This window comes from Alteromonas sp. IB21 (assembly GCF_016405965.1).
In the GTDB taxonomy this organism is placed as follows: domain Bacteria; phylum Pseudomonadota; class Gammaproteobacteria; order Enterobacterales; family Alteromonadaceae; genus Alteromonas.
In genome coordinates this window covers 1-25,167 of sequence record NZ_JAEFCD010000002.1, presented here as the reverse complement: position 1 = coordinate 25,167, position 25,167 = coordinate 1, and the positions used below count along the sequence as shown (strand labels likewise).

At 42.7% G+C, this 25,167-nt stretch carries 20 protein-coding genes; 15 read left to right on the top strand and 5 right to left on the bottom strand.

Features of this window, described 5'->3' with window-relative positions; all coding sequences use genetic code 11:
- Window positions 1-361: 361 nt before the first annotated feature.
- From JC525_RS01935 to JC525_RS01925, 3 genes are all read right to left on the bottom strand, one after another.
- Window positions 362-1,873: a Fic family protein gene (locus JC525_RS01935; protein WP_198813919.1), complete on the bottom strand. Its 1,512-nt coding sequence runs from the start codon at window positions 1,871-1,873 to the stop codon at window positions 362-364.
- A gap of 205 nt (window positions 1,874-2,078) precedes the next feature.
- Window positions 2,079-2,975 carry a response regulator transcription factor gene (locus JC525_RS01930; RefSeq protein WP_012519293.1) on the bottom strand — a complete coding sequence of 299 codons (897 nt, stop codon included), beginning with the start codon at window positions 2,973-2,975 and terminating at the stop codon, window positions 2,079-2,081.
- The gene (locus JC525_RS01925) at window positions 2,968-6,333 is read right to left on the bottom strand and encodes a hybrid sensor histidine kinase/response regulator (RefSeq protein ID WP_061095670.1); all 3,366 of its coding nucleotides are present in this window, start codon (window positions 6,331-6,333) and stop codon (window positions 2,968-2,970) included. The genes JC525_RS01930 and JC525_RS01925 overlap by 8 nt, the downstream gene beginning before the upstream one ends.
- A 247-nt stretch (window positions 6,334-6,580) precedes the next feature.
- Here JC525_RS01925 and JC525_RS01920 point away from each other — a divergent pair, with 247 nt between their 5' ends.
- The 15 genes from JC525_RS01920 (at window position 6,581) to JC525_RS01850 (ending at window position 21,473) form a co-directional block, all read left to right on the top strand.
- On the top strand, window positions 6,581-7,576 hold the full coding sequence (locus tag JC525_RS01920) for an outer membrane beta-barrel protein (protein WP_198813918.1): 996 nt from the start codon (window positions 6,581-6,583) through the stop codon (window positions 7,574-7,576).
- A 35-nt stretch (window positions 7,577-7,611) separates the two neighbouring features.
- Window positions 7,612-8,886 carry an urea ABC transporter substrate-binding protein gene (urtA, locus tag JC525_RS01915; RefSeq protein WP_020744081.1) on the top strand — a complete coding sequence of 425 codons (1,275 nt, stop codon included), beginning with the start codon at window positions 7,612-7,614 and terminating at the stop codon, window positions 8,884-8,886.
- A 176-nt stretch (window positions 8,887-9,062) separates the two neighbouring features.
- Window positions 9,063-10,733 (top strand): urea ABC transporter permease subunit UrtB, encoded by a 1,671-nt coding sequence (urtB, locus tag JC525_RS01910; RefSeq protein WP_198813917.1) that lies wholly within the window; start codon window positions 9,063-9,065, stop codon window positions 10,731-10,733.
- Entirely contained in the window at window positions 10,733-11,911 is a 1,179-nt protein-coding gene (gene urtC, locus JC525_RS01905; protein WP_020744080.1) for an urea ABC transporter permease subunit UrtC, read from the top strand. The genes urtB and urtC overlap by 1 nt, the downstream gene beginning before the upstream one ends.
- Window positions 11,911-12,738 (top strand): urea ABC transporter ATP-binding protein UrtD, encoded by an 828-nt coding sequence (gene urtD / locus JC525_RS01900; RefSeq protein ID WP_012519287.1) that lies wholly within the window; start codon window positions 11,911-11,913, stop codon window positions 12,736-12,738. The genes urtC and urtD overlap by 1 nt, the downstream gene beginning before the upstream one ends.
- A gap of 33 nt (window positions 12,739-12,771) precedes the next feature.
- Window positions 12,772-13,467: an urea ABC transporter ATP-binding subunit UrtE gene (urtE, locus tag JC525_RS01895; protein ID WP_012519286.1), complete on the top strand. Its 696-nt coding sequence runs from the start codon at window positions 12,772-12,774 to the stop codon at window positions 13,465-13,467.
- Window positions 13,468-13,480: 13 nt separating this feature from the next.
- Window positions 13,481-14,443: an urease accessory protein UreD gene (locus JC525_RS01890; protein WP_020744079.1), complete on the top strand. Its 963-nt coding sequence runs from the start codon at window positions 13,481-13,483 to the stop codon at window positions 14,441-14,443.
- A gap of 25 nt (window positions 14,444-14,468) precedes the next feature.
- Entirely contained in the window at window positions 14,469-14,771 is a 303-nt protein-coding gene (locus JC525_RS01885; protein WP_012519284.1) for an urease subunit gamma, read from the top strand.
- A 31-nt stretch (window positions 14,772-14,802) separates the two neighbouring features.
- Window positions 14,803-15,111 carry an urease subunit beta gene (locus JC525_RS01880; RefSeq protein ID WP_012519283.1) on the top strand — a complete coding sequence of 103 codons (309 nt, stop codon included), beginning with the start codon at window positions 14,803-14,805 and terminating at the stop codon, window positions 15,109-15,111.
- Window positions 15,111-16,814 (top strand): urease subunit alpha, encoded by a 1,704-nt coding sequence (gene ureC / locus JC525_RS01875; protein ID WP_012519282.1) that lies wholly within the window; start codon window positions 15,111-15,113, stop codon window positions 16,812-16,814. Before JC525_RS01880 ends, ureC begins: the two co-directional genes overlap by 1 nt.
- Before the next feature lie 12 nt (window positions 16,815-16,826).
- Window positions 16,827-17,291, top strand: a complete 465-nt coding sequence (gene ureE, locus JC525_RS01870) for an urease accessory protein UreE (RefSeq protein ID WP_012519281.1) — start codon at window positions 16,827-16,829, stop codon at window positions 17,289-17,291.
- Window positions 17,292-17,990, top strand: coding sequence for an urease accessory protein UreF (locus tag JC525_RS01865; RefSeq protein ID WP_198813916.1), 699 nt, complete (start codon window positions 17,292-17,294; stop codon window positions 17,988-17,990). It abuts the gene before it with no gap.
- Between the two features lie 51 nt (window positions 17,991-18,041).
- Complete coding sequence (ureG, locus tag JC525_RS01860) at window positions 18,042-18,653, top strand: urease accessory protein UreG (protein WP_012519279.1); 612 nt, start codon at window positions 18,042-18,044, stop codon at window positions 18,651-18,653.
- 640 nt (window positions 18,654-19,293) lie between these two features.
- Complete coding sequence (locus JC525_RS01855; RefSeq protein WP_198813915.1) at window positions 19,294-20,829, top strand: ISNCY family transposase; 1,536 nt, start codon at window positions 19,294-19,296, stop codon at window positions 20,827-20,829.
- A gap of 89 nt (window positions 20,830-20,918) precedes the next feature.
- Window positions 20,919-21,473: an AAA family ATPase gene (locus JC525_RS01850; RefSeq protein WP_233094894.1), complete on the top strand. Its 555-nt coding sequence runs from the start codon at window positions 20,919-20,921 to the stop codon at window positions 21,471-21,473.
- A 69-nt stretch (window positions 21,474-21,542) separates the two neighbouring features.
- Here the strand turns inward: JC525_RS01850 and JC525_RS01845 are convergent, their stop codons facing one another.
- Window positions 21,543-22,577 (bottom strand): IS481 family transposase, encoded by a 1,035-nt coding sequence (locus JC525_RS01845; protein WP_198813914.1) that lies wholly within the window; start codon window positions 22,575-22,577, stop codon window positions 21,543-21,545.
- A 350-nt stretch (window positions 22,578-22,927) separates the two neighbouring features.
- Window positions 22,928-25,167, bottom strand: a 2,240-nt coding sequence (locus tag JC525_RS19805; RefSeq protein WP_233094891.1) for a serine hydrolase, incomplete at its 5' end; no start/stop codon positions are given.

Genomic DNA, 25,167 nt, shown 5'->3' with positions numbered 1-25,167 from the left:
CAGCTGCCATCATTAGATTCATAATAAATTTTCCCATTCTCCCGTTACCATTAAGGTAAGCGACAACAGCTTTTTACCCCATTATGCAGAGATGTCTGTGCTCGCCCCGATTATCGCTTTTATCTGATATAAGCAATATTCCTCAATGATCAAATAAAGTCCCAAAATGGTTACTCAAATAGGTTAAAGGGCCCTAATGTAACCAAATCGGGACTTTATAGTGAACGGTGTGACTGCCATATTATTAGCAGAAGAGCTCGGCGAAAGGTTGAAGCAAGCCCGACTAAATCGAGACTATTCCTCTTAAAACAAGCTGAAGTTGCGGAGCTTGCTGGTGTTCACTTCTCCAAACTGAGAATGATTAAATCAAAGACGCCAAGAACTTTGTAAAGGGCACGATATCTTGGTTGACGCTGGCAGCTTCCAACGCTTGCATATATTCGTCTCGTCGTTCGACGGGTACAATTGTCCAGGGATAGCCACCCGATGCCATCATTAAATTCATAACAAATCTTCCCATTCTGCCATTGCCATCAAAGTAAGGATGGATGTAGACGAAAATGAAGTGCCCCAGTACCACTCTGACGGCTGAATTTTTCTCCTCTGCGAGCAAGTCGAAGAGTGTTGGCATCATATCGCGAACCGCTTCTCTACTTGGTGGAGTGTGCATAGATTGACGAATATAGACTGGTCCTGTCCGGTAACCAGCCAAGTCCGACTGCTTAATAATACCAGCAGCCACACTTGGGCCAAATAAAGCCAGATACCAATCGCTGTGTGTCTGTTCCAATACATCGCCAGCGTTTCTACCTTCTAACACCGCTAACACGGCTTTTTTAACTTCCTGAAATGCATTCCAGTAGCCTTTGGCGGCCATAGCATCTAAATGCCTTTTACTCTCGTCTGAACCTTCAGCTTGCCAATTACCAGAGCGAACCAGTTCAATCAATTCGTGAGTCACACGATAGCCTTCAATAGACAGTGAGTGGTATGCGTCTGTAACGTATTTGTCTTCTACTTCAGCCATGTAGGTTTCGATGTCGACGCTTTGTTGTGTTTGTTCAGGGAAGTGCGCGATAACACTTTCACGCATTTGTGCCCACATTAACCTCATTCGATTAACATAGGGTGACACATCACGACGACCAAAGTTTACCTGCACTTTTTCTGCAAATGGATCTTCTTCCTGCACTTTCAAATCGGCCGCTTGCATGCCCTTTAAGATATTATCAGCAATCAGATTCCGGCCGATATTTCTAAAGGCGCCCACTAAACGGCCAGCAATCACGCTGTGATTACCTGCAAGTAAAACGGATAGTGCGTCGGATGCATCTGTCACCATCGATAAGGCAGTACGTATTTGGATGGGCGCATTTTGAAACTGGTTCGCCGAAGCGTAAACAAGTGCAGCCGCTAAGCTATAGACATTTAGCCCTTCCAAGTTTTCAATGTATTCTGTGGCAGGCATGTTCAATCGAACATCAAAAACCGAGGTGTTGTGCAAAAAGGCAGTAGGTTTATTATTGCCTTTAGGCGAGCGCACGAGTAATTGCTGAGGTACGGTTCTATCGCCGATGTGCAGGCTAATTGATTGTTCAGGTGAGAGGCACCAGGCATTGTCGAATCGCTGTGACAAATAAGCGCCGCAAAAGCCCCAGAAAGAAGTATACCAAGATGTACTGTCACCCGGCTTTTCATCTGGCATCGCCGATATGTACCAACCCCGGATGACTTCGCGAATAAACCCGTGCTTCAATAGCCGCTCTCGATGCACTCTGCTAAGTTGCTTAGACTGGATGGCAACAGTCCCTGACTCTTGAAGTTTTTGTAATTGCTCAAGCGAATCTGCTAGTTTTTGTGATATGTCATTCATGTTCGCTCCAACTATTACTCATAATAGTGACCAGCTATCAATCATTGTTTATAGGTTTTAGTGTTATATCACTTATAGGTTTTAATGTCTTTCAACTTATAGGTTTTGGTGTTTCTTTGGCTGTAGGTTTTAATGGTTCTACGTTTACGGCGTTTAGTTAGAAAGGAGGGCTACAGAATATGGGTTAAAGCCTATGGATACTAAATCACGAACGCTCTAGTAGCCTAAGCGCGATTGCTGCGGCCGATGTTTTGTTATCAACGCCCAGCTTTTTATAAATCTGCTCAAGGTGTTTATTTGCGGTACGTGGGCTCATGTCGAGAATTTGAGATATTTCCCAACTCGTTTTACCAAAAGAAATCCAATACAGCACTTCAGACTCTCGCTTAGTAATCGGTAACTTTTCCTGCAAGCAAAGGTGGGTTTTACTGGTGGGTGGCTCTACTATTTTAAATAGATGGTGCGGTGCTTGTACACCTAGATACTTTATTTGCAGTGGCGATGAGAAACTATGTATTGTTAATATCGACGATTCTTCTAAATTTTCACTTTGAAGCCATGGAGCCAGTTCTTTCGAAATGCTTGCCCAAGGGCTAGTATCCTCACCACATATCTTTTCGATAAATTGATGAACGTTAGGCGTAGCCCAGGATAACCGGCCTTCTGAGCTTACACAAAAAGTGTTACTACCTGTGCTATCTAGTGCACTTTGGGCGCTCAAGGCTATCTTTGCAGTTTGAATATGAGTTTTAATTCGAGCGATGACCTCATCGGGGGCAATGGGCTTTGTTACGTAATCGATACCGCCAGCGTCGAAACCTTTAACCACATCATCGATTTCGGTAAGGCCTGTCATAAAAATTATAGGTGTATTGGGGAGTGCTTCTTTCAGCTTCTTGCAGGTTTCAAAGCCGTCCATCTCGGGCATAACGGCATCCAAAAGTATTACATCAGGTTTTACTTTCTCTACAATGGCTAATGCTTGTACTCCATTTAACGCTACCAGAGCAGTAAAGCCTTGGGTATTTAACGCAACATTTAGCATCCCCAAAGACTCGGGGGAGTCATCGACAACTAGCACGACATCACTGATATTATTCATGAATACACTCACCTAAATATCTGATTATTTCTGGAAAGTTACATTGGGAAATATGTTGCTTTATATTTGATTCTACATCAGGGGAAAAATAATGATGGGTTTCTATTTCCGTTAGTTTGCTATTAAACCCAGATAAATACCCAATTTCAGCTAGTGTGATCAATTCCCTGTAGTGGTCAGATGTAACGGGCGTTCGTTGCTGCTTTTCTATCTGCGTTATGCTTTCGGTTTTATCGGGAGAATATTCCCAATTAAGTGCTAACAACTGCCCAATCTGATTGAATAAATTGTCCAAATTGAACGGCTTTGAAATATACCCGTTATGCAATTTTGTGTGAGCCGTATATTGCTCTAACTCACGAGCGTTTGCCGATACCATGAGTACGGGCATTAACCAATTATCCATCCGTAGTGTGGACAGCAGATCCCATCCACTTGCCTTAGACAGTTTTACATCTAGTGTAATTAAGTCGATGTGGTGACTTTCTAATTGAGAAAACGCTTTTTTCTCATTTTCCGCTAGCAACACAATAAAACCAAGTGGAGTTAATACATCTTTAAGCAACTGCTGTTGATGAGGCTCATTGTCTATCACCAGTATAGTTTTACGCGTGCCTGAGTATGCGCAAACATGTTGGCTATGATTTTCCGGCGTGGTTTGATTTTGAGTAATGCGTGGAAGCATTAAGCGCAAAGTAAAGGTTGAACCTTTCCCTAGTAAACTTTTGAAGCTAAGTTCACCGCCCATTAATTCGGTTAAAGAGCGAGATATCGTTAATCCTAACCCAGTGCCACCAATCGCCTGTGTATGGGTGTTTCTAATTTGCTCAAAGGGCTGAAAAATAGTTTCTTTATACGCTTCGCTTATACCTGATCCTGTATCTACAACGACAAAAATCGCGACTTCATTTCTATACTGAACATCGAATTTAACATGACCGGCCTCTGTATATTTGATGGCGTTAGAGATCAAATTAATCAATATTTGCCTAAGTCTTTGCTTATCACCAACCACTACATCGGGAAGCTTTGTACTGATGTTAGTGTGAAAATTGAGACCTTTGTTACTTGCCTGCAATTCAAACATATCGATGAGTTGTTTCAATATAGCTCTAATATTAAATTCATCTCGGTGAAGTGTTAGGCGGCCAGCTTCTATTTTTGATATTTCCAACAGTCCTTCAATCAAATTGGCAAGATGCTCCCCATTTCTTCGCATGATGCCCATAGTGTCTCGTTGTTTTTCACTTAAACTAACATCTTTACCTAATAGCTGTGAATAACCTAGCATCACATTTAATGGCGTTCGCAGCTCATGGCTTAGTCCCGCTAAATATCGGCTCTTGGCTTCATTTGCAGCCTCAGCAGCATTCTTTGCTTTTTCAAGCGCAATGGACGTTACTTCGTGGGCTCCTATTTCATCGGCCAAAGCTGACGCTTGGGAACGAAGTTCTTTAAGGGCTATTTTGTTAGCGTTTCTTGCTAAAACAAATAGCCAACTTAGTATGCCAACAATGATAGAGAGCAAGAAAAATATCTTAATTAGCATATCTGCAAAAAGGACATTTGCACCTGAGGTAGAAGGTACTTGAAGGTAAACTAAATATAGAATACTGGCGCTAACACAACTTAGCGCAAATGTTAGCGCTATAAACTGTGACATAGGGGTCGTTAAGGCTTTAAGAAGGTCGATACTTAAAAAACGATGAAAAAATATCTGTGATTGTGCAAAGAGCGTAGCTTCTGGCCTACAGATATCTCCACACTTCACATCTAATGAACAGCACAGCGAGCAGATGACCCCACTATATGCTGGACAAAAAGTAATATCCTCTTGCTCAAATTCATTTTCACAAATGCAACATACACAGCTGGTTTGTGTAATAGCTACTTTATTATCAACCAAATAGTATTTACCACCGGTGAGTTTTCCAATGACAGGAACTAAGATAAAAGGTAAGAAAAAGGCAAGGTAAGAGGCAAGAGCTTGAATTGTTTCACCATACCAGCCGTAATGGCCCGTTATACCGATGAAAGAAGATATGAACATTGCGCCAATTCCCACAGGATTAATGTCGTATAAGTGAGAACGTTTAAATTCAATGTGCTTGGGGCTAATGCCTAGCGGCTTATTTATTATTAAGTCAGCTACAACAGAACTTAGCCATGACAATACCAATACAGAATAAACGGATAACATGGTCTCTATCGTTTGGTATATACCTAACTCCATTAGCAATAGTGCGATGACTACATTGAACACGGTCCATATCACTCGACCGGGATGAGTGCGAGTTACACGAGAGAAAAAGTTAGACCATGCTAACGAGCCTGCATACGCATTGGCGACGTTAATTTTTAACTGAGAAATAACCACAAAGCTACAGGCAACGATAAGGCTTATAGTTGGGTTATCAAAAACTAAGCTAAAAGCTAGGTTATACATGTGTGCCGGGTCATCTGCCAAGTCAATATCCACACCTTGAGTAAGTGCAAAGTACGCTAGAAAAGACCCTAAAAATAATTTTAATGCGCCAAAAAAAATCCATCCAGGGCCAGCAGCTATCAAAGCTAACCACCATTTAAACCTGCCAGCTTTGGGTCTTTCCGGTAAAAATCTCAGAAAGTCTACCTGCTCACCAATTTGCGCAACTAGGGAAAGCAATATAGCGGATGCACTTCCGAATAAAAGTAAGTTGAAATTGCGTGCCTCGGTTTCATTTTCGCCAATTCCAGTAAAAGCAATCCAGTCTTTGAAGTTACTGTCAGGGTGTTGAAACACGAAAAGGAGAGGCACTAATTGAAGTATTACCCAAATAGGCTGAGACCAAACCTGGAATCGGCTTATATAACTAATCCCATGCGTAACTAATGGAAGTACTAGCAATGCACTAATCACATACCCGATTGCTAAAGATATGCCAAATAGGATGTGCAAGGCCATCGCCATGATAGCGGCTTCAAGTGCGAAAAAAATGAACGTAAAAGAGGCGTAAATCAGTGAGGTTATAGTAGAGCCTATGTAACCAAATCCGGCCCCTCTGGTTAATAGGTCGATATCAACGCCGTATTTTGCCGCGTAGTAACTGATAGGCGTGCCGGTCAAAAATACAACAAGCACCACAGACAATATCGCCCATGCCACGTTAATGAACCCAAAATTAATTGTGGCGGCACCACCAATAGCTTCTAGTACGAGAAAAGAAACAATCCCGAGGGCAGTTCCTGCAACCTTATTCAAAGACCACTTTCGAGCTTTCTTCGCGGTAAAACGCAAAGCGAAATCTTCCATCATTTCATTCGCAACAAGTTTATTGTAACTGCGTCGGGTCGGAATTATTTTTTGATTAGATTGCATTTTAAAGTGCTACGTTTTTTTGAGTTATTACAAAGAAATACATTATTTATCAACGAACTTTCGTTGTTTAGATCTTCCCATCTTACATAAGTTAAACCACTTAACCATGCGTATTTATACGTAGGTGGTTGCGTGCTTTTGCGCATTCTTTTCATTGCATTCAAAACTCATAATGAACGTGTTGGAAATAAACACAATAAATAGAGCTCACTGACCATGTGCTGATTACTTTAATAAAGGAATGCAAATGAAACTAGCCCAAACATTAAAACCGGCCGCGGCCGTTGGATTTATCGCTTTGAGTCTCACAGGTACGGCGCACGCGGACGATAAATTTAAATTAACTGACAGTCTTTCGGTTACTGGCTTTATTGATATGTCGTGGTCGTCAGTTGACGTTGAAGGAGTTGGCACCGAACAGTCATCCGGTTTAGATCAATTCGAAATAGATTTTCTTTATAGTTTTGACAGTAAGTTTTCAGCGCAAGTTGACTTGGAATACCAAGACAACGGAACTGGAGAGGAAGTCGACATTGAACAAGCTTTTATTTCCTACGCAGTATCAGAAAATTTTAGTGTAAAAGCAGGACGTTTTCTTAGTTATACAGGTTGGGAAACGGAAGAACCAACGGGTCTCTATCAGTACTCAGGAACTGGCTATGCCGCATACTTTTACGGTGGTTATCAGCAGGGAGTTTCAGGTTTTTACAAGGGAAATGGCTACCAAGTTGCCTTGTCATTGGTTAACGATTTAGGGGACTTAGAAGGTGAGAACAGGGATACAGATCATCCTGCGTTTGAAGCAATGTTAGCAGTTACGCCCACTGAAGCCACAATTGCAAAAGCTTTTTATTCAAGCGACAAGCTCGACGGAACAGATGAAACTACCACACTGGTAAATTTGTGGGCCGCGTATATAGAAGGCTCTCTCACCCTTGCCGTTGAATATAACACTTCAGAAAACGCTCCAGCTTATGCCTATCGCTATGGCATCGATTCAGAAGCCTCTGGTTACTTAATCATGGGCAATTACGCAATGAACGATTTTGCTATTACTTTACGTTATCACGACTATGCAATCGATGATGCAAGTGGCGCAGAAGTAGAAGATGGCAGCGCTATCACGATTGCACCAAGCTATACCTTTACCAAAAACCTATGGGTGGTATTTGAATACCGAATGGGTGAACAAAATGGGGTAGATGTAGACCTTATGGCCCTTAAAGCACTAGTTACTTTCTAAGCTAATTCAATCACATTGATAAAAGGAATACTCAAATGAAATTTAAAAAGATCGCCCTCGCCAGCACAATTATAGTTAGTACATTTTGCTCTCAAATCGTGTTAGCGGCAGATACTATTAAAGTAGGTGTACTACATTCGCTGTCGGGCACCATGGCAATATCAGAAACAACATTGAAAGACACAGTGTTGATGATGATTGAAGAACAGAATAAAGCGGGCGGTATCCTGGGTAAAAAGCTAGAAGCTGTGGTAGTTGACCCCGCGTCAAACTGGCCGCTGTTTGCAGAAAAAACTCGGGAGTTACTGGCACAGGAAAAGGTCGATGTGATTTTCGGTTGCTGGACGTCAGTGTCAAGAAAATCCGTATTGCCCGTAATTGAAGAGCTCAACGGCTTGTTGTTCTACCCTGTGCAATACGAAGGGGAAGAGTCTTCGAAGAATGTGTTCTACACAGGCGCAGCGCCTAACCAGCAAGCTATACCAGCGGTAGATTATTTAATGAATGATATCGGTGCTACTCGTTGGGTTCTAGCAGGAACTGATTATGTATACCCACGCACGACAAACAAGATATTAAAAGAGTATCTGAATGCGAAAGGCGTTAAAGACGAAGACATTCTTATTAACTACACCCCATTTGGTCATTCTGACTGGCAAGGTATTGTTTCTGAGATCAAAAAGTTCGGCTCAACAGGCAAGAAGACTGCTGTGGTTTCTACAATTAACGGCGATGCGAACATTCCATTTTACAAAGAATTAGGCAACCAAGGCATTTCTGCAGAAGATATTCCAGTGGTGGCATTCTCTGTAGGTGAAGAAGAGCTTTCGGGCTTTGATGCAGCGCCTCTTGTTGGACATCTTGCTGCTTGGAATTACTTCCAAAGTGTTGAATCAGATGAAAATGATGAATTTATCGAAGGTTGGCAACGCTACATTGGTGATGATGAACGTGTAACGAATGACCCAATGGAAGCAACTTATATTGGCTTCAAAATGTGGGCAAAAGCGGTAGAAAAAGCAGGCACTACAGATGTAGACGAAGTAGAGCAAGCGATGATCGGTATCGCAGTGCCAAATCTCACAGGAAGCATTGCAGTTATGAATGCAAACCATCACCTATCGAAGCCCGTGCTAATTGGCGAAATTCAAGAAGATGGTCAATTTGAAGTGGTTTGGGAAACACCAGATACAGTGATTGGTGATGCGTGGTCAGACTTTCTACCGAGTTCAAAAAACCTCATGTCGGACTGGACTGCACCACTTCGTTGCGGAAATTTTGATGTGACGACAGGTAAATGCTCGGGTTAGAAGGTTTAAAGAATGGGTAAACCTGGCTACTGACATACAAGTAGCCAGCCTCCATGATGTTAAGAGCCTGAATCCCAAACGTACTTTAAATAGAGTGTATTTACCACTGTTAGTACAAGAGCATCTAGAAGCGGCTTAAACGTTGTGCATTAAGCTTTGTATAAGAGGAATATAAGATGATTCGAACGCACACCCGGTGGGTTAGTTGGTTATTCATCTGCTTAATATGCTTGTGTAAAGTACCTGTATATGCACAAACAGCAGATGTTCAGACCGTTCAACCTAGCAATGAGAATGACGCTGCACTTTATTCACTCGCAGCTAAATTGCCAAGCGCGAAGTTGAACCAAATGGAATCTTTGGTAACAGAAATTAGCCAAGTTCCTCACCCAAAAACCCGAGAAATATTGTCACTAGTGTTGAACGGTGACTTGTACTATATCAAATCAAATAGGCTGCTTGTTGCCGCTATAAAGGTAGGTAAAGAGTACGAACTAACTGATGTATTGCATGACTCAGAACTCGCATCGGTTAAAAAGTCGAAAATTAGAAAGGTAAGCACAAACAACCGACTGCGGGGTTTAATCCGAAGTGCTATCGCTGTACTAGACTTAAATTCCCCTAATAAGGATGTACGTCTACAAGCCGTAAAGCAGTTACTCGACAATCCGTCCACGATGGGGTTAGACGCTATCACGCTACGGCTTGATAAAGAAGAAGACCCAGAAGTGTCAGAATTAATGAATGTGGTGCTTTCATTAAACCAGCTAAAAACGGGTGAGCATCAAGCCAAACTAGTTGCTGTTAGTGATTTAGAAAGTAGTCTGCAGCCTGAAGTGCGAAATACCATGGTAAATATATTAAGGGAATTGCCACAAAGTCAGCGCAATGCGCAAGAAGCAGAACTAGCTGCGGCGCTCAATGAAGTCATTAAAAATATAGACGCAAAGCGCAGCCGCTACGGATTTATTGAAAATGTATTTTTTGGATTAAGTTTAGGCTCAGTATTATTGTTAGCTGCAATTGGCTTAGCAATTACTTTTGGCGTGATGGGTGTAATTAACATGGCGCACGGCGAAATGATTATGCTGGGCGCTTATACTACATATGTCATACAAATTACTTTTCCGTCCCTTATCGAATATTCGCTATTAATGGCTATTCCCGCTGCCTTTTTAGTTTCGGGGTTTGTGGGGGTATTAATTGAGCGAGGCGTAATTCGCTTCTTAAAAGGGCGCCCGTTAGAGACATTATTAGCTACGTTCGGCGTATCTTTAATACTTCAGCAATTAGTGCGTACGGTTTTTTCTCCACTTAATAGACAGGTGCAGGCGCCTGAATGGATGACGGGATCTTGGGTTATAAATCCCGTCTTTTCGTTAACCTACAATCGGCTATACATCATTATATTTTCGCTCGTTGTGTTTTTTACACTGATGTTAATCCTTAAAAAATCATCATTAGGTTTGCACGTTCGCGCTGTATCACAAAACAGGGACATGGCACGCGCGCTTAGTATAAAAAGTGACTGGGTAGATGCTGCTACCTTTGGTTTAGGTTCGGGTATTGCGGGTGTAGCGGGTGTAGTGCTTAGTCAATTGACCAACGTCGGACCAAACCTAGGTCAGGCCTACATTATCGATTCATTTTTAGTCGTTGTATTTGGTGGAGTAGGCAACTTGTGGGGAACGTTAGTTGCGGCTATGTCACTCGGTACAATTAATAAATTTCTTGAACCTATTACGGGGTCTGTGCTGGCAAATATTATCGTGCTGGTAGGCTTGGTATTGTTTATCCAAAAACGTCCGAAAGGCTTATTCCCACAAAAGGGTAGGAGCGCAGACTAATGACTATTTTATCAAACGTTTTTCAAGAGAAGTTTAAAGCGCTAAGCAACCTTCATGTAGTGGTGAGCGTCTTATTTCTATCAACGGCTTACGTAACTTTTTGTAATCTGGTTTTCGCTGACGGTGCTTTGTTACACGTTAGTGACTACACAGTAAGTCTTTTAGGAAAGTATTTGTGCTATGCACTTTTGGCCTTAGCCGTAGACCTAGTATGGGGTTACTGTGGCGTGCTTAGCTTAGGGCACGGAGCCTTTTTTACACTCGGTGGGTACGCCATGGGCATGTATCTTATGCGCCAAATTGGTGACAGAGGTGTTTATGGTAATCCCGACCTTCCAGATTTCATGGTTTTTCTAAATTGGACGGAAATTCCTTGGTTTTGGGCGGGAAGTAGCAGTGCAATTTGGATGGTTGTGATGGTGTTTCTAGGGCCTGGGTTGCTTGCCTTTATTTTTGGAACACTGGCATTTAGATCGCGAGTAAGTGGGGTGTATCTATCTATTATGACTCAAGCAATGACATACGCGTTGATGTTGGCCTTTTTTAGAAATGAAATGGGATTTGGTGGCAATAATGGACTAACCGATTTTAAAGAAATATTTAGTTTCTCTTTGCAAAACCCCAGTACCAAACTTGCGTTATTTGTTGCTACAGCTATTGCATTAGCAATTGGTTACGCCATTAGTCACTTTATAGTTTCTTCAAAAATGGGAAGAGTTATTACCGCTACGCGAGATGCAGAAAGCCGCGTTCGTTTCGTAGGATATAAGCCAGAGCATTATAAAGTATGGATATTCGTTGTATCTGCAATGCTAGCCGGTTTAGCTGGTGCCCTTTATGTTCCGCAAGTTGGCATTATAAATCCTGGTGAGTTTTCTCCGCTCAACTCAATAGAAATGGTGGTGTGGGTTGCGATTGGCGGACGCTGCACTCTTTATGGTGCGATCATCGGAGCTATTGTAGTGAGTTACGCGAAAACCCGATTCACCGCTATTATGCCAGAAGCTTGGCTTTTCGCTCTCGGAGGCCTATTTGTATTGGTCACGCTGTTACTTCCAAAGGGTATAGCCGGTTTGCTACCTAATATCTTCGACAAACTATCAATGTTTAATAGTGGGCCTACAACGTCAAAAGAAGAAGCACCCTACCATGTAGGTAGTAAAAAGGAATTAGAATGATGACTACTCAAACTACTAAGAGTCCTCAATTTGCTAATAAAGCTCCGCAGCTAGTTGGCAAGCACCCAGATACGCGCCATGGTGTAATTCTATACGTTGAAGATGTAAACCTAAGTTTTGATGGTTTTAAGGCGCTTAACAACTTGAACCTCTATATCAACAAAGGTGAATTACGATGCCTGATAGGGGCGAACGGTGCGGGCAAAACCACGTTAATGGATGTTATTACAGGGAAGACGCGGCCTGATTCGGGCAAAGTTAATTTCGGACAGAATATAGACTTACTTGGTATGGATGAGTCTGAAATCGCGTTGGCAGGTATTGGGCGTAAATTTCAAAAGCCTACCGTGTTTGAAGCCTTAAGTGTATTTGAGAATATAGAGTTGAGTTTGGCTGGTGACAAAGGTATTTGGGCATCTTTGTTTCATAAACTTTCCCCAGAGCAAAAAGACAGCATTGATAACATTCTGCGAACTATAGGGTTAGTAAATGAAGCCTATTATCCCGCAGGCCGATTGTCCCATGGGCAAAAGCAATGGCTTGAAATAGGTATGTTATTGGCTGCCGATCCCAAATTGCTATTAGTTGATGAGCCAGTAGCAGGCATGACGGGGCAAGAAACGGAACGCACCGCTGAACTTCTAACATCATTAGCGGGCGAACGCTCAGTGGTGGTAGTCGAGCATGATATGGCGTTTGTTCGCTCAATTGCTCGCCAAGTTACTGTGCTGCATCAAGGCTCTGTACTTGCGGAAGGTACCATGAATGATATCCAGTCGAACCCAGAAGTTATTCGAGTATATTTAGGCGAAGAAACTGATCATTAAGCATTATCAAACCTATGCGAAGGCATTAACATTATGATAGAACTACAGAATATTGATCAACAATATAGCGGTACTCAAATTCTTTGGGATGCGAACCTGAAAATAGAAAAGGGTTCTCGAACTGTAATTATGGGCCGAAATGGTGTTGGCAAAACTACGTTGCTAAACGTCATTATGGGGCTGTTGCCAATAAGCGGTGGCAAGCTCACGATTAACAATAAAGATATGTCTAAAGCCTCGGTAGAGTCGCGACCAGAGATAGGTGTAGGCTATGTACCCCAGGGGCGACATATTTTTCCTCAGCTAACCGTTGAAGAAAATTTGAAGATAAGTTTAAACTGCAAAAGGCAAACTAGTAAGACCATACCTGAGCATATATTTGAACTCTTCCCTGTGTTAAAGGAAATGTTGCACAGACGAGGGGGGGACTTGTCGGGCGGACAACAACAACAGTTAGCGATAGCTCGAGCGTTGGTGTTAAACCCTGATATTTTGATATTGGATGAACCTAACGAAGGTATCCAACCAAATATTGTCCAGCTCATTAGGGATGTGTTGTTAAAGCTAAATAAAGAGCAAGGGCTAACCATTGTGTTAGTAGAGCAAAAGCTTCCCTTCGCAAGAGCGGTGGGTGAAACTTTTGCATTGATGGAAAAAGGTCAGGTAATTGCTACAGGTGATATGCCGGATTTAAACGACGAACTTGTTAGTAAGTATTTAGCCGTATAGCTTATGTATTGAAATGGATGATATGAAACAAGAGTTTGCGTATGAAAAATTATCGGGTGCATCAAGTTCTGTAAATAAGGCCAGTGCATTCAAAGGTCTCAAAAATAAGTGGTTGGCTAGCTTATTCCTAGAATTTGCCATAAAAAGCAATGTGTCTCAGCTAGTTAAAACTAGCCGTCGCGGGCCTTTAAATGTGCAAAAGGCATTTTACCCTGAAGGTAAAGATTGTGCGCATGTTTACTTGCTTCACCCTCCTGCAGGCATTGTTTCGGGTGATGAACTCAACATTGAAATTTGTATTCAAGATTCAGCGCATGCGCTTATTACAACGCCAGGCGCCAATCGTTTTTACCGAGCAAGAACCAATTTAGCAATCGGCGACAGTAAGCAAACACAAATAAGCAACATTAACGTGTTGGGCAAGGGTATTTGTGAAAACTTTCCACTCGAAACTATCGTTTATGAAGGCGCAGACGCAATTAACCAGTTGGACTTAAAGTTGAGTTCACAAGCACATTATATTGGCTGGGATATAAGTTGCTTAGGGTTACCCGCTGCTGGTCAGCCATTTAAGAAAGGCCGGTTTACTCAGCTAAATCGAGTGTTTATCGACGGTAAACTTAATTTTCATGACCGAATTAATCTGACACCAAATAACAATGTTTGTGCACACGTAGCGGGGCTCAATAACCACTCCGTTTTTGCCACTATGTTGGCCCATGCGCCGAAAGTACGCATAAATGTAAATGAGAAAAGTCAGTTGGTAGATCGCTTAAGAGAACAAATTGCACATACAGATGGCATCGACAAACCTAGCCAGAAAGTGAGCGTGACTTACATAAGAGACCTATTAGTAGTGCGATACCTAGGCGACCATGCTGAAGAGTGCAAAGCCATATTCACCAGTATTTGGAAAACAATCAGGCCAATTTACATCCAAAAAGAAGCTAATGTTCCTCGTATTTGGCTTACTTAAAAATAGAATGAAAAGGTAGCTTAGAATGGATTTATTACCCAGAGAGCGAGATAAGTTATTAATCTTTACTGCGGCTTTGTTAGCTGAAAGGCGACTAAAGCGGGGCGTTAAACTTAATTACCCTGAAGCAATGGCCTATATATCGATGGAAATAATTGAGGGCGCGCGAGACGGTAAAACCGTTGCAGAAATGATGGACTATGGCCGCACTCTACTCACCAAAGAGCAAGTAATGGAAGGAGTAAGTGAGCTTATTCCAGAAGTTCAGGTAGAGGCCACATTTCCAGATGGCACAAAGCTCGTCACTATTCACAACCCTATTATTTAAAAGTCTAAATATTTAACAGGAGCATAGGTAAATGATTCCCGGAGAAATAAAAACAGACTCAGGCGATCGCGAGCTGAATGTGGGTAGACCTCGTATTAAGATTAAAGTGGCTAACGCGGGCGATCGTCCAATACAAGTAGGTTCTCATTATCATTTTTATGAAGTGAACAATGCGCTTAAGTTCGATCGGGAAGCCACCAAAGGCTACCGTTTAGACATTACCTCAAGTACTGCTATCCGATTTGAGCCGGGGCAAGAGCGCGAGGTAACTTTGATCCCTTATCAAGGCAGCCGTACGGTCATTGGATTTCAAGGTAAAGTACAAGGGGTATTGAGCTAATGGCAACTATCGATAAACATTCATATGCACATATGTTTGGGCCCACAATTGGCGATCGCGTTCGCTTAGGGGATACGGACTTATGGCTTGAAGTGGAAAAAGACTTTACCGAGTATGGTGAAGAAGTGAAATTTGGTGGTGGAAAAGTAATTCGGGACGGTATGGGGCAAAGCCAAGCAAGCTGTTTTGATACGCCAGACCTTGTAATCACGAACGTAGTTATTCTGGACCATTGGGGAATTATTAAAGCTGATATTGGTATCAAAGATGGCCGTATTGCTATTATTGGTAAAGCTGGTAACCCAGATGTTCAAGACAATATTGATATTGAAATCGGACCCGGCACAGAAATAATTGCAGGTGAAGGTCAGATAGTTACGGCCGGTGGTATAGATGCGCACATTCATTTTATATGCCCACAACAAATAGACGAAGCGCTAATGTCGGGTGTGACTACGATGATTGGTGGTGGAACGGGGCCTGCTACAGGTAGTAACGCTACCACTTGTACCCCAGGACCTTGGAATACTCATAAAATGCTTCAAGCTACTAATGATTTTCCTATGAATTTTGGCTTCTTAGGAAAGGGGAATACGAGTTTACCTATTGCGTTAGAAGAGCAAATTGAAGCAGGCGTATGTGGCTTAAAACTGCATGAAGATTGGGGGACTACCCCAGCTTCTATCGATAATTGTTTATCAGTAGCGGAGCGGTATGACGTTCAAATAGCAATTCATACTGATACACTCAATGAGTCTGGTTTTGTTGAAGATACGTTAGGTGCGTTTAAAGGGCGCACCATACATACTTATCACACGGAGGGGGCAGGTGGCGGTCATTCTCCCGATATTATCCGCGCCTGTGGCGAGTCAAACGTATTACCTTCTTCCACTAATCCTACGCGCCCTTACACAATCAATACCATAGATGAACATCTTGATATGTTAATGGTTTGCCATCACTTAGACCCGGCTATACCAGAAGATATCGCGTTTGCAGACTCTCGTATCCGAAAAGAAAGCATTGCGGCTGAAGATATCATGCATGACTTGGGTGCTATCAGTATGATTGCCTCAGATTCCCAAGCGATGGGGCGTGTTGGTGAAATGATTACTCGTACTTGGCAAACTGCACATAAAATGAAGCAGCAACGTGGCCCCCTAGCGCCGGATACTGAACGAAATGATAACTTTCGTTTAAAGCGTTATGTTGCGAAATATACAATTAATCCGGCAATTAGCCACGGCATTAGCCATGAAGTTGGTTCTATCGAAATAGGGAAGCTCGCAGATTTAGTGCTTTGGAAACCTGCATTTTTCGGTATCAAGCCCGCGATGATAATTAAGTCAGGGTTTATTGCGGCAGCCCCCATGGGCGATGCGAATGCGTCAATACCCACGCCTCAACCCGTCTACTACAGACCTATGTTTGGTGCACATGGGCAGGCGCCTGCCAATACTTCAATGACATTTATGTCTCAAGCTTCTTTAGATGCTGGGGTACCAGATAAAATTGGTTTGACACGTATGGTAAGCGCTTGCAAAAATACACGTAACATAGGCAAAGACGACATGATCCATAATAGTTGGCAACCTACTATTGAAGTGGATGCTCAAACCTATGAGGTGCGTGCGAACGGGGAGTTACTCACATGTGAACCAGTAACGACACTGCCACTGGCACAGCTGTACTGTCTGTTTTAAAGGAATAAATAAATGTTACTAGCTTACACACGTCTATCGCATATTCATGGGAATATTGATGATTCTATTACCCTTGACCATGACACCCGAAAGAAAGCGCGGATTAAAAGTACCACAGACACGGGCATAGATATTGGCGTATTTTTAGAACGAGGACACCCACTTCTTGTTGGAGAAATACTGAAAACTGAATGCGGTAAATTTATTGTTGTAAAAGGCAAAGCCGAAGATGTGGCTACCGCCATTGCAGATGATTGGCTGAGCTTCTCGAAAATTTGTTATCACTTGGGCAATCGCCATACATCATTACAAATTGGTGAGCGGTGGGTACGCTTTAAGCCCGATCATGTTTTAGAAGAGCTTGCTGAAAACTACGGGTTAAGTATCAATAAAACACCTGCTGTGTTTGAGCCTGAGAGTGGAGCTTATGGAAAATCAGGCCACAATCATGGTCATAGCCACTCTCATGAGGATTAAATGAAGCTGGCTCCTCAAACTAGTCCATTACAACTTCAGCGACTATTACAGTTATGCAGCGCTAATCTACCGGTGGGCGGTTTTTCATTTTCACAAGGCTTAGAGTTCGCCACTGAAAATGGTTGGCTTACCGACAGCGCGAGTACTGAAAGCTGGATAGAAGTGAATTTGGCAGAGTCTATCGCTCAGACCGATCTTCCTATAATCAATCGTCTGTATCAGGCGCTTAACGCCGGTGATACGAAGGCATTAATCTATTGGAATGAGCATATTGTCGCGTGTAGAGAGAGTCATGAGTTATTGCTGTCTGATTTAGCTATGGGGAAGGCGTTAATACGCCTAATGAATCAACTAGATGATTTCAATATCACTCCCTATTCTGACCTTCTTGACGGATTAGATTGTAGTTTCGTAAGCGCATATTCGTTGTGCGCTTTCACTTTCAATTTAGACCTTTTATCTGCCCAAAGTGGCTACTGCTGGACTTATATAGATAACCAAGTCGCCGCTGCGACTAAGCTAGTGCCGCTGGGGCAGACTCAAGCGCAGAACCTTTTGTTTAGGTTAAGCAATAATTGCGAAGCGCTAATTACTCGAGCAAATCATGTGAGTGACAACGATATAGGTAATAGCCTACCCCACTTAGCGATGGCAAGCGCGTGGCATGAAAGTCAATATTCACGGTTGTTCAGGTCGTAAGCCCGAAACGAAATTAAATTAAAAAGATAAACCAGAAGAGATACACAAATTATGAAAAAACAAGTTTTGCGTATAGGTGTGGGAGGACCAGTTGGTTCAGGTAAAACAGCCCTTCTTCGTCAGCTTTGTCTTTCGTTACGAGACAAGTACAACATGGCGGTTGTTACGAATGATATTTACACCAGAGAAGATGCCGAATTTTTAACGAAAAATGACGCATTGGCCGCGGATCGAATAATAGGGGTTGAGACGGGTGGCTGTCCACACACGGCTATTCGCGAAGATGCCTCAATGAATCTAGCGGCTATAGATGAGTTACAGGCACGTCATAATGATCTCGATTTTGTATTAGTAGAAAGCGGTGGAGATAACCTTAGTGCTACTTTCAGCCCTGAACTTTCTGACCTAACCATTTATGTTATTGATGTTTCTGCAGGCGATAAAATTCCACGAAAAGGTGGGCCGGGTATTACAAAATCGGATTTATTAATCATTAATAAGATAGACGTAGCCAACCTAGTCGGTGCATCGCTAGAGGTAATGGATGCAGACACCAAAAAAATGCGTGGAGACAAACCGTTTATATTTAGCAACATGAAAACTCAGCAGGGCCTTGCAGACATAATTTCGTTTATCGAAAAGGAAGGCATGCTGAGCTTGTAAGACTTAACATTAATATTGAGGAATTAAATCATGAGATTACATTGCATATTACTTAGCGCTTTTTTCTTTTTTGCGAATACTGCAAATGCGCATACTGATACGTTTTTAGGGGAAGGCGCCCATCATAATTTTTACCACATACTATTTTGGGCGTTATGCGCAGCTGTAGCGTTTACAATTTTTCGATGGGTAAGAGCAAAGCGAATGAATAAGTAGGTAAAGCTTGAATTTTAGAGAGTTAACAACCTACGAATAATATTGAAATAGTCGTAGGTTGTTTGAATAATCATAATGATAACTTACTCGTTCTGACACAAACCTGCATGCCAACTATTGCTCGTGATACTGAACAGTTAACAATCCTTATTTATAGGTTTTAGTGTCTCATCATTTATAATTTTTTAATGAATTGTTATTTTAAGTGTACTAGCTCAGACTTGATCTGACAGTTACCCGTTTTTTCAGGTGTCGCTGTCAGTTTAGATTTGAGCTAGATTCTTCTCAGCTGTTAACACCAAGCGATTCTGTCGGTCTTTAATTACCACGCGATTTTGTCGCATTCACTAATTACCAAGGGAATTTGACGGTTATCTTTTAACCGTGTTTCTTCTTTGTTTTTTGCATAGGAGAGACGCTGAGGATGATCATGTTAAATTCCAAAGCGCAATTGACTGTAGACGTTATTGCCAAGGTTGCTGAGCGCAAGATAACCATTGCTAATGCCGTCAAACTCCTGAATAAATCCAGACGTACCATTGAGCGTTACTTGAAGCGGTATCGTGAAGTCGGTATTCGTTTTGTGGTTCATGGCAATACAGGTAACGAACCAGTCAACAAAACACCAAATTCATTGAAGCAGCAAGTTCAATCACTTATCCGAGAGAAATATTACGATGTCAATCTGCTTCACTTGGGAGAGTTGTTGCAAGCCAACGAACACATTGAAGTAAAGCGTGAAACTCTGCGTAAGTGGGCGCATGATATTCATCATGTGAAACGTGCTAAACGCAGACGTGGCCGTGTACACAAGCGTAGAGAGCGTATGGAAAGCGTGGGATTAATGTTGCAAATGGATGGCAGCACACATCGGTGGTTTGGCACCCAAAAGACCTGTTTGATTGCCATGATTGACGATGCCAACAGCCAGTTGTTTGCCGAGTTTTTTCATGCCGAAACAACCGCTGGCTGTTTGAAGCTACTGCGCTCGGTGGTGGAGAAAAAAGGCGTATTTAAAACTTTGTATGTTGATCGCGCAGGAATATTCGGTGGACCTAAACGTTGCAACTTCTCTCAAGTACAGCGGGCATGTGAAGAGCTGGGTATCGAAATTATCTTCGCCAGCTCACCACAGGGTAAAGGGCGAATAGAACGGGCGTTCGATACCTTGCAAGATAGGCTCGTCCCTGAGTTTAGAATGCGCAATATCACTGATATGGCAGCGGCCAATGCGTACCTTCAGCATGTCTTTATCCCGCAGGTCTGGCATAAAAAAATGACCGTAAAGCCATCTACGACGGATTCTGAATATCAACCGATACCCAATCACGTCAACCTTGATGATATCTGTATAACCAAAGTGCACCGCAAAATCCGCAACGATCATACCTTCACTTACAAAGGGCAATTTTACTTTATTGAGTCACCCATAAAACACTCAATTGCCCATCAGAAAATCGAAATCAGAAACGTGATCGGCAAGCAGTTTGATGTCTACTTCGCAGGTAGAAAACTAACGGTATCACCAGTGATAGAGCCAACGAAAGCGCCGCTAGACAAATCCTATACGACGCACTCAGAAGACATTGATATACAGAAAAAGCTTGATGTACTGGCGTTGGCAGACAAGCTTGGCAATGTAGCAGAGGCGTCTCGACTGAGCGGCGTATCTCGCGATACTATCTACCGACACCGAAACCTTGTGAAAGAAGGTGGTGCCGACGCGTTAAAGCGCCAAGAACCTCAGAGCCTACATCATAAGAATCGTACTGACAAAGCTACCGAGCAAATCGTAATTGAGTTCTCGCTAGCCAATCCACATCTTGGTCAAGTGCAAGTGTCACGACTGCTCAAATCTGAGCGGAACGTCACGATACATGCTAGCGGAGTCCGCAATATCTGGCTAAGGGAAAAGATGAACACTATGGCGCTGAGAATAGACAAATCATCTGTAAAGTAATCAGGATGTTGAAAATCGGACTTGAAACTGTATTTATATACAGTTACTTTAGGGTTGTTAATTTTAATGATCCTGAAGGCGCACATGTTTTGAAATTTACGATGATATATGGTCCATCTGGAGTAGGTAAGGAAAGTGTTGCTAGGGAACTGGCAAAAAGAAAAAACTGGCGATTGTTTCCACAGCATTTGGCCTTTGACATTTCGTGTGCAGTGATCGGATTCGGTAATGATGGCTTTGAGGCATATCAGCGTCAGACATGCATTGAAGCCTTCCAAACGCTGATCGATAACAACACCAATGGATTGGTGTTTACGTTTTGCTATGTTCACCCCGCTAGTAACTATTTCATTAACGGCCTGCTTGAAATGTTAGAGCGAAACGACATTAGCCCTAATTTCATAAGATTATCTTGTACTTACGATGAGCACGTATGCAGAGTTATCGACGAAAGACGGAAAAACACCAACAAGATTCAGTCGAAAGAGTACCTTGACAATTATCTAGATAAATTTGATTTTTCAACTGATATACCAAAGGTAAAAACATTCCATTTAGACAATACAGGAATGTCTATTCAGGCAACTGCGGCAGAGATTGAACGCTACCTAGCCACGACTACGGAGAAAAGTCTATTGTCATAGCCTCAAACCGATGCTAATTTCAAAGCGTCAAAATCGCTTGGTAGTTAGACCGTCAAGTTCCCTTGGTAATCACACTAGATTCTTCTCAGCCCAAGTCCGTTTCCCATCGATTAATGTTTCCAGTGGCGTTCTGCCACAGCACATTTTGCCCTGATGAGTCCTTTCATTGTTGTAGTAATCCATCCACACGTCCAGATCTTTTTGAAGCTCTTCTAGCGACGCATATAGTTTCTTACGGAACGTAACTTGGTAGAACTCATTCAATATCGTTTTGTGGAAGCGCTCGCAGATTCCGTTCGTTTGCGGAGACATTGCTTTAGTTTTCGTGTGGTCGATATCGTTTATCGCAAGGTAAAGCTGGTAATCATGGTGCTCTACCTTCCCACAATATTCTGTACCGCGATCGGTAAGTATTCTGAGCATTGGTAAGTCATGCTGTTCGAAGTAAGGCAGCACCTTGTCATTGAGAGCGTCAGCAGCGGTTATCGGCGTTTTGGTGGTATACAGTTTGGCGAAGGCCACCTTGCTGTAAGTATCGATGAAGGTTTGCTGATAGATACGACCAACACCTTTCAAGTTTCCCACATAAAACGTATCTTGCGAGCCTAAGTAACCTGGGTGAAGGGTTTCTATCTCTCCGCAAGCTTCGTCATCATTCTTCTTTTTCTCTAACGCAGCAACCTGTGAATCTGTGAGGATTATGCCGTCATTAGCGACTTTATCTTCTAACGCTTTAAGCCGCTTTTTAAAGTTCTCCAAGTCATGACGAAGCCAAATGGATCTAACGCCACTACCAGACACAAAAATACTTCTCTTCCTAAGCTCGTTGCTGGTTCTGTGTTGGCCGTGAGCTGGAAACTCGATAGCGTAATCAATGACAGCTTGTTCTGTCACTTCATCAACGCGGTTTTTAAGATTTGGAGTTCTGCGACTTTTATCGATTAACGAGTCAATTCCACCGTCTTCAACAAGTTCTTGATAACGGTAAAAAGTATCGCGAGAAACGCCCATAACTTTACACGCTCTTGATACATTTCCGAGTTCTTCTGCGAGATTAAGCAAACCTGCTTTGTGTTTAATGATTGGATTGTTAGTATGCAACATGAGAGTTACCTATTTTGTTTTGATTAAAGATTCGACACCTTTATCAAAACGGGTAACTCTCATCTTTTCAAGAAGAAGTGTCAGATTAAGTCGAGACTAATTCATTTTAAGGCTTTAGCGCTTATTCTAATGCCATCGAATTCGATGATATTAGAGTGAGAAGCGGGTTAAATAGTTTTACACTTACGGTCGAGTTTAAACTCTACTTCATTGAAAGGGCTTGACTATTAAATGAAGGGTTTCAAAAATTGATCGGGAATATTCGCCGCATTCCGACCAAGTAGAATTACTCTATTTATACCAGTGCGGTAAAAAACTCACATTCTGAGAACACTTAGCTTTACCGCTTACTAGTCCCTAACACCCCGAATATTCCCATCCATCACAAGTGCCTCAACCAGCCCGTTCTTTTCATCCATCTCAAACCGAACACTACTGCCATTCTTGGCAAAAAATAGCCCTTCACCTTCATGAAAATACTCTTCATTTTCAACATAAGGTAAGGCATTAAGCACAAATCCATTGGCTGTTTTTTCTAGCACCACATCAACACTCACAGGGTTAGTTACCACGTAGGTTCCAATGTATTTACTCAGTTCCTTTGGGCTTATGGGTACTAACTTCCTAACCTCAGCTTCCGAGTAACCTACGCTTAGCGCTTCTTTTAGGCGTATTTCTAGCTCGCTTATCAACTGCCTGCCGTTATTGCCGTTCGTCATAATGGCGTAGCCGTTGCCGGTATCTAGTTCAAGGTATAGCTGCGACATAAACCCAGCATCTGCGCCACCGTGACCAAAGCCCAGAACTTCTCCATCGTCACTCATATTGATAAAAAAGCCGATACCAACATTAGGCGGCTCAATGCTTGGCGTATTGTTGGTTAACATCTCCTGCGCGCTGGCTTGCGAAATCCAGTCGGTTTTCTGCCCTAAATACGCGCTACGAACGCCGCTTGCCATTTTCAGCATGTCTGAAGGGGTACTCCACATGCCAGCAGCTGCAAGCGTAGCGTAAGTATGCGCACCACCTTTAATTGGCGCACCGTCACCGTCGTACGGGGTAGCCATATTGTTAGATAGTTTTTTCGATATGGGCTGGTCGAAGCCAGAACGCGTCATGCCTAATGGTTTAAACAAAAGCCGTTGCGACATAGTCGGCAGGGGCTCGTTAGCTTCGTCTTGCAAGGTAAGTTGAGCAAGCGTTGTGCCGCCACCTGAATAACGCATTTGCGTACCTGGTTGAATATCAACAACAACGGCATCGGTGTTGGCGGGAAATGCACCTTCTAGCACCTGCTGCAAAGTAGGCACGGGTTCGCCCGCCGCGTAACCAGGAAAGCCATGTACTGTGGTACCCGCCGTGTGGCTTAATAATCTGCGCAATGAAACAACATCTTGCCCAGTCCATTCATGTTCAGGCAACTGCCAGCTGGTGAGTAAGGTATTAACATCTGCGTCTAAATCTAGCGAGTTATCTTGGCGATATTTCATCAATACTGCGGCAAATGCGGGTTTAGAAATACTGCCTGCTTGGAACACCGTGTTTTCATCAACAGCCAATTCAGTGGTCAAATCTTTAACGCCGCTTTGCATGGTCCAAGCTAGTTGCCCATTTCTCATAAACGCGACAGACACACCAGGTACGTCATAATGCGCTTGTCTTTGCTCTAAAGATTGGTAATCAACCTCTTGCCCTTCAATTCGAATGCGTTCAGCCAGCCCCGATTTTAAAAGGTTAGCTTCTTTTGATTCTTCACCTTCCGCAATCTTCTTTCGCAAGTTAGCCAACCGCGTTTTAAAAGCACCATTTTCAACATTTTCTTTATAGCTCATTGCTAGCGCTTTTTCTCTCATTTCAAGCGCCATGCCTAATTCGCCGTTAGCTTCATAGCCGTCTGCTAGGCTGTCGTAGGCATCAGATTTGTTAGGGAAGCGAGCTATATTTTTCTTAAAAATCGCAATGGCAGAGTCAAAGTCTTGTTTGTTTAGCGCCGCATAACCCGCGTGGTTTACGGCTTTATATTCTGGCTTTGCTTCAAAAGCGTATTTTGCAGAAAGGTCTTTATAGTATTGCTCTACCGCAGGAATGCCTTCTTGTATTATCGCACCTGTTGGGCGTAACGAATTAAGCTGTTTTTGAAGCGCCAAGCTCATACCTGCAAGCGCAGTCGTGTTGTGGCTTTCAGATGTATCCAGTTCGGTATCAAAGGTAAACCCTTTTCGTTCGCTGCTATTTAGTAGTTCAACGTAACGTTCGTATGCGCTTAGCATGTTCCCATCTTCGTTACCCATATTTATATATAGATATTTGTTAAGGTCGCTATCTGACGCATAGAACGCTTTTGCCTCTGGAAATATCACTTCTTCGTGCCACCACAAACTTGGGCTGAATGCGAAGTAAGCTTGAAACAGTTCAGGCCTCTCTTGCAATGCGTACACGGTAAAAAGGGCGCTTAATGAATGCCCTGAGATAATTGCGTAGTTATTGGTGCGATAGTTTGCCTTTATATAGGGCTTTAGTTCTTTTTCTAGAAAGTCTAAAAAGTTGTCGGCACCACCAGATATCCCCCACTGGTTGTAGCTTTCATCAT

Coding starts and splice junctions, on each gene's coding strand:
- JC525_RS01935 (WP_198813919.1), bottom strand. CDS start 1,873: ATGAATGACATATCACAAAAACTAGCAGATTCGCTTGAGCAATTACAA.
- JC525_RS01930 (WP_012519293.1), bottom strand. CDS start 2,975: ATGAATAATATCAGTGATGTCGTGCTAGTTGTCGATGACTCCCCCGAG.
- JC525_RS01925 (WP_061095670.1), bottom strand. CDS start 6,333: ATGCAATCTAATCAAAAAATAATTCCGACCCGACGCAGTTACAATAAA.
- JC525_RS01920 (WP_198813918.1), top strand. CDS start 6,581: ATGAAACTAGCCCAAACATTAAAACCGGCCGCGGCCGTTGGATTTATC.
- urtA (WP_020744081.1), top strand. CDS start 7,612: ATGAAATTTAAAAAGATCGCCCTCGCCAGCACAATTATAGTTAGTACA.
- urtB (WP_198813917.1), top strand. CDS start 9,063: ATGATTCGAACGCACACCCGGTGGGTTAGTTGGTTATTCATCTGCTTA.
- urtC (WP_020744080.1), top strand. CDS start 10,733: ATGACTATTTTATCAAACGTTTTTCAAGAGAAGTTTAAAGCGCTAAGC.
- urtD (WP_012519287.1), top strand. CDS start 11,911: ATGACTACTCAAACTACTAAGAGTCCTCAATTTGCTAATAAAGCTCCG.
- urtE (WP_012519286.1), top strand. CDS start 12,772: ATGATAGAACTACAGAATATTGATCAACAATATAGCGGTACTCAAATT.
- JC525_RS01890 (WP_020744079.1), top strand. CDS start 13,481: ATGGATGATATGAAACAAGAGTTTGCGTATGAAAAATTATCGGGTGCA.
- JC525_RS01885 (WP_012519284.1), top strand. CDS start 14,469: ATGGATTTATTACCCAGAGAGCGAGATAAGTTATTAATCTTTACTGCG.
- JC525_RS01880 (WP_012519283.1), top strand. CDS start 14,803: ATGATTCCCGGAGAAATAAAAACAGACTCAGGCGATCGCGAGCTGAAT.
- ureC (WP_012519282.1), top strand. CDS start 15,111: ATGGCAACTATCGATAAACATTCATATGCACATATGTTTGGGCCCACA.
- ureE (WP_012519281.1), top strand. CDS start 16,827: ATGTTACTAGCTTACACACGTCTATCGCATATTCATGGGAATATTGAT.
- JC525_RS01865 (WP_198813916.1), top strand. CDS start 17,292: ATGAAGCTGGCTCCTCAAACTAGTCCATTACAACTTCAGCGACTATTA.
- ureG (WP_012519279.1), top strand. CDS start 18,042: ATGAAAAAACAAGTTTTGCGTATAGGTGTGGGAGGACCAGTTGGTTCA.
- JC525_RS01855 (WP_198813915.1), top strand. CDS start 19,294: ATGATCATGTTAAATTCCAAAGCGCAATTGACTGTAGACGTTATTGCC.
- JC525_RS01845 (WP_198813914.1), bottom strand. CDS start 22,577: ATGTTGCATACTAACAATCCAATCATTAAACACAAAGCAGGTTTGCTT.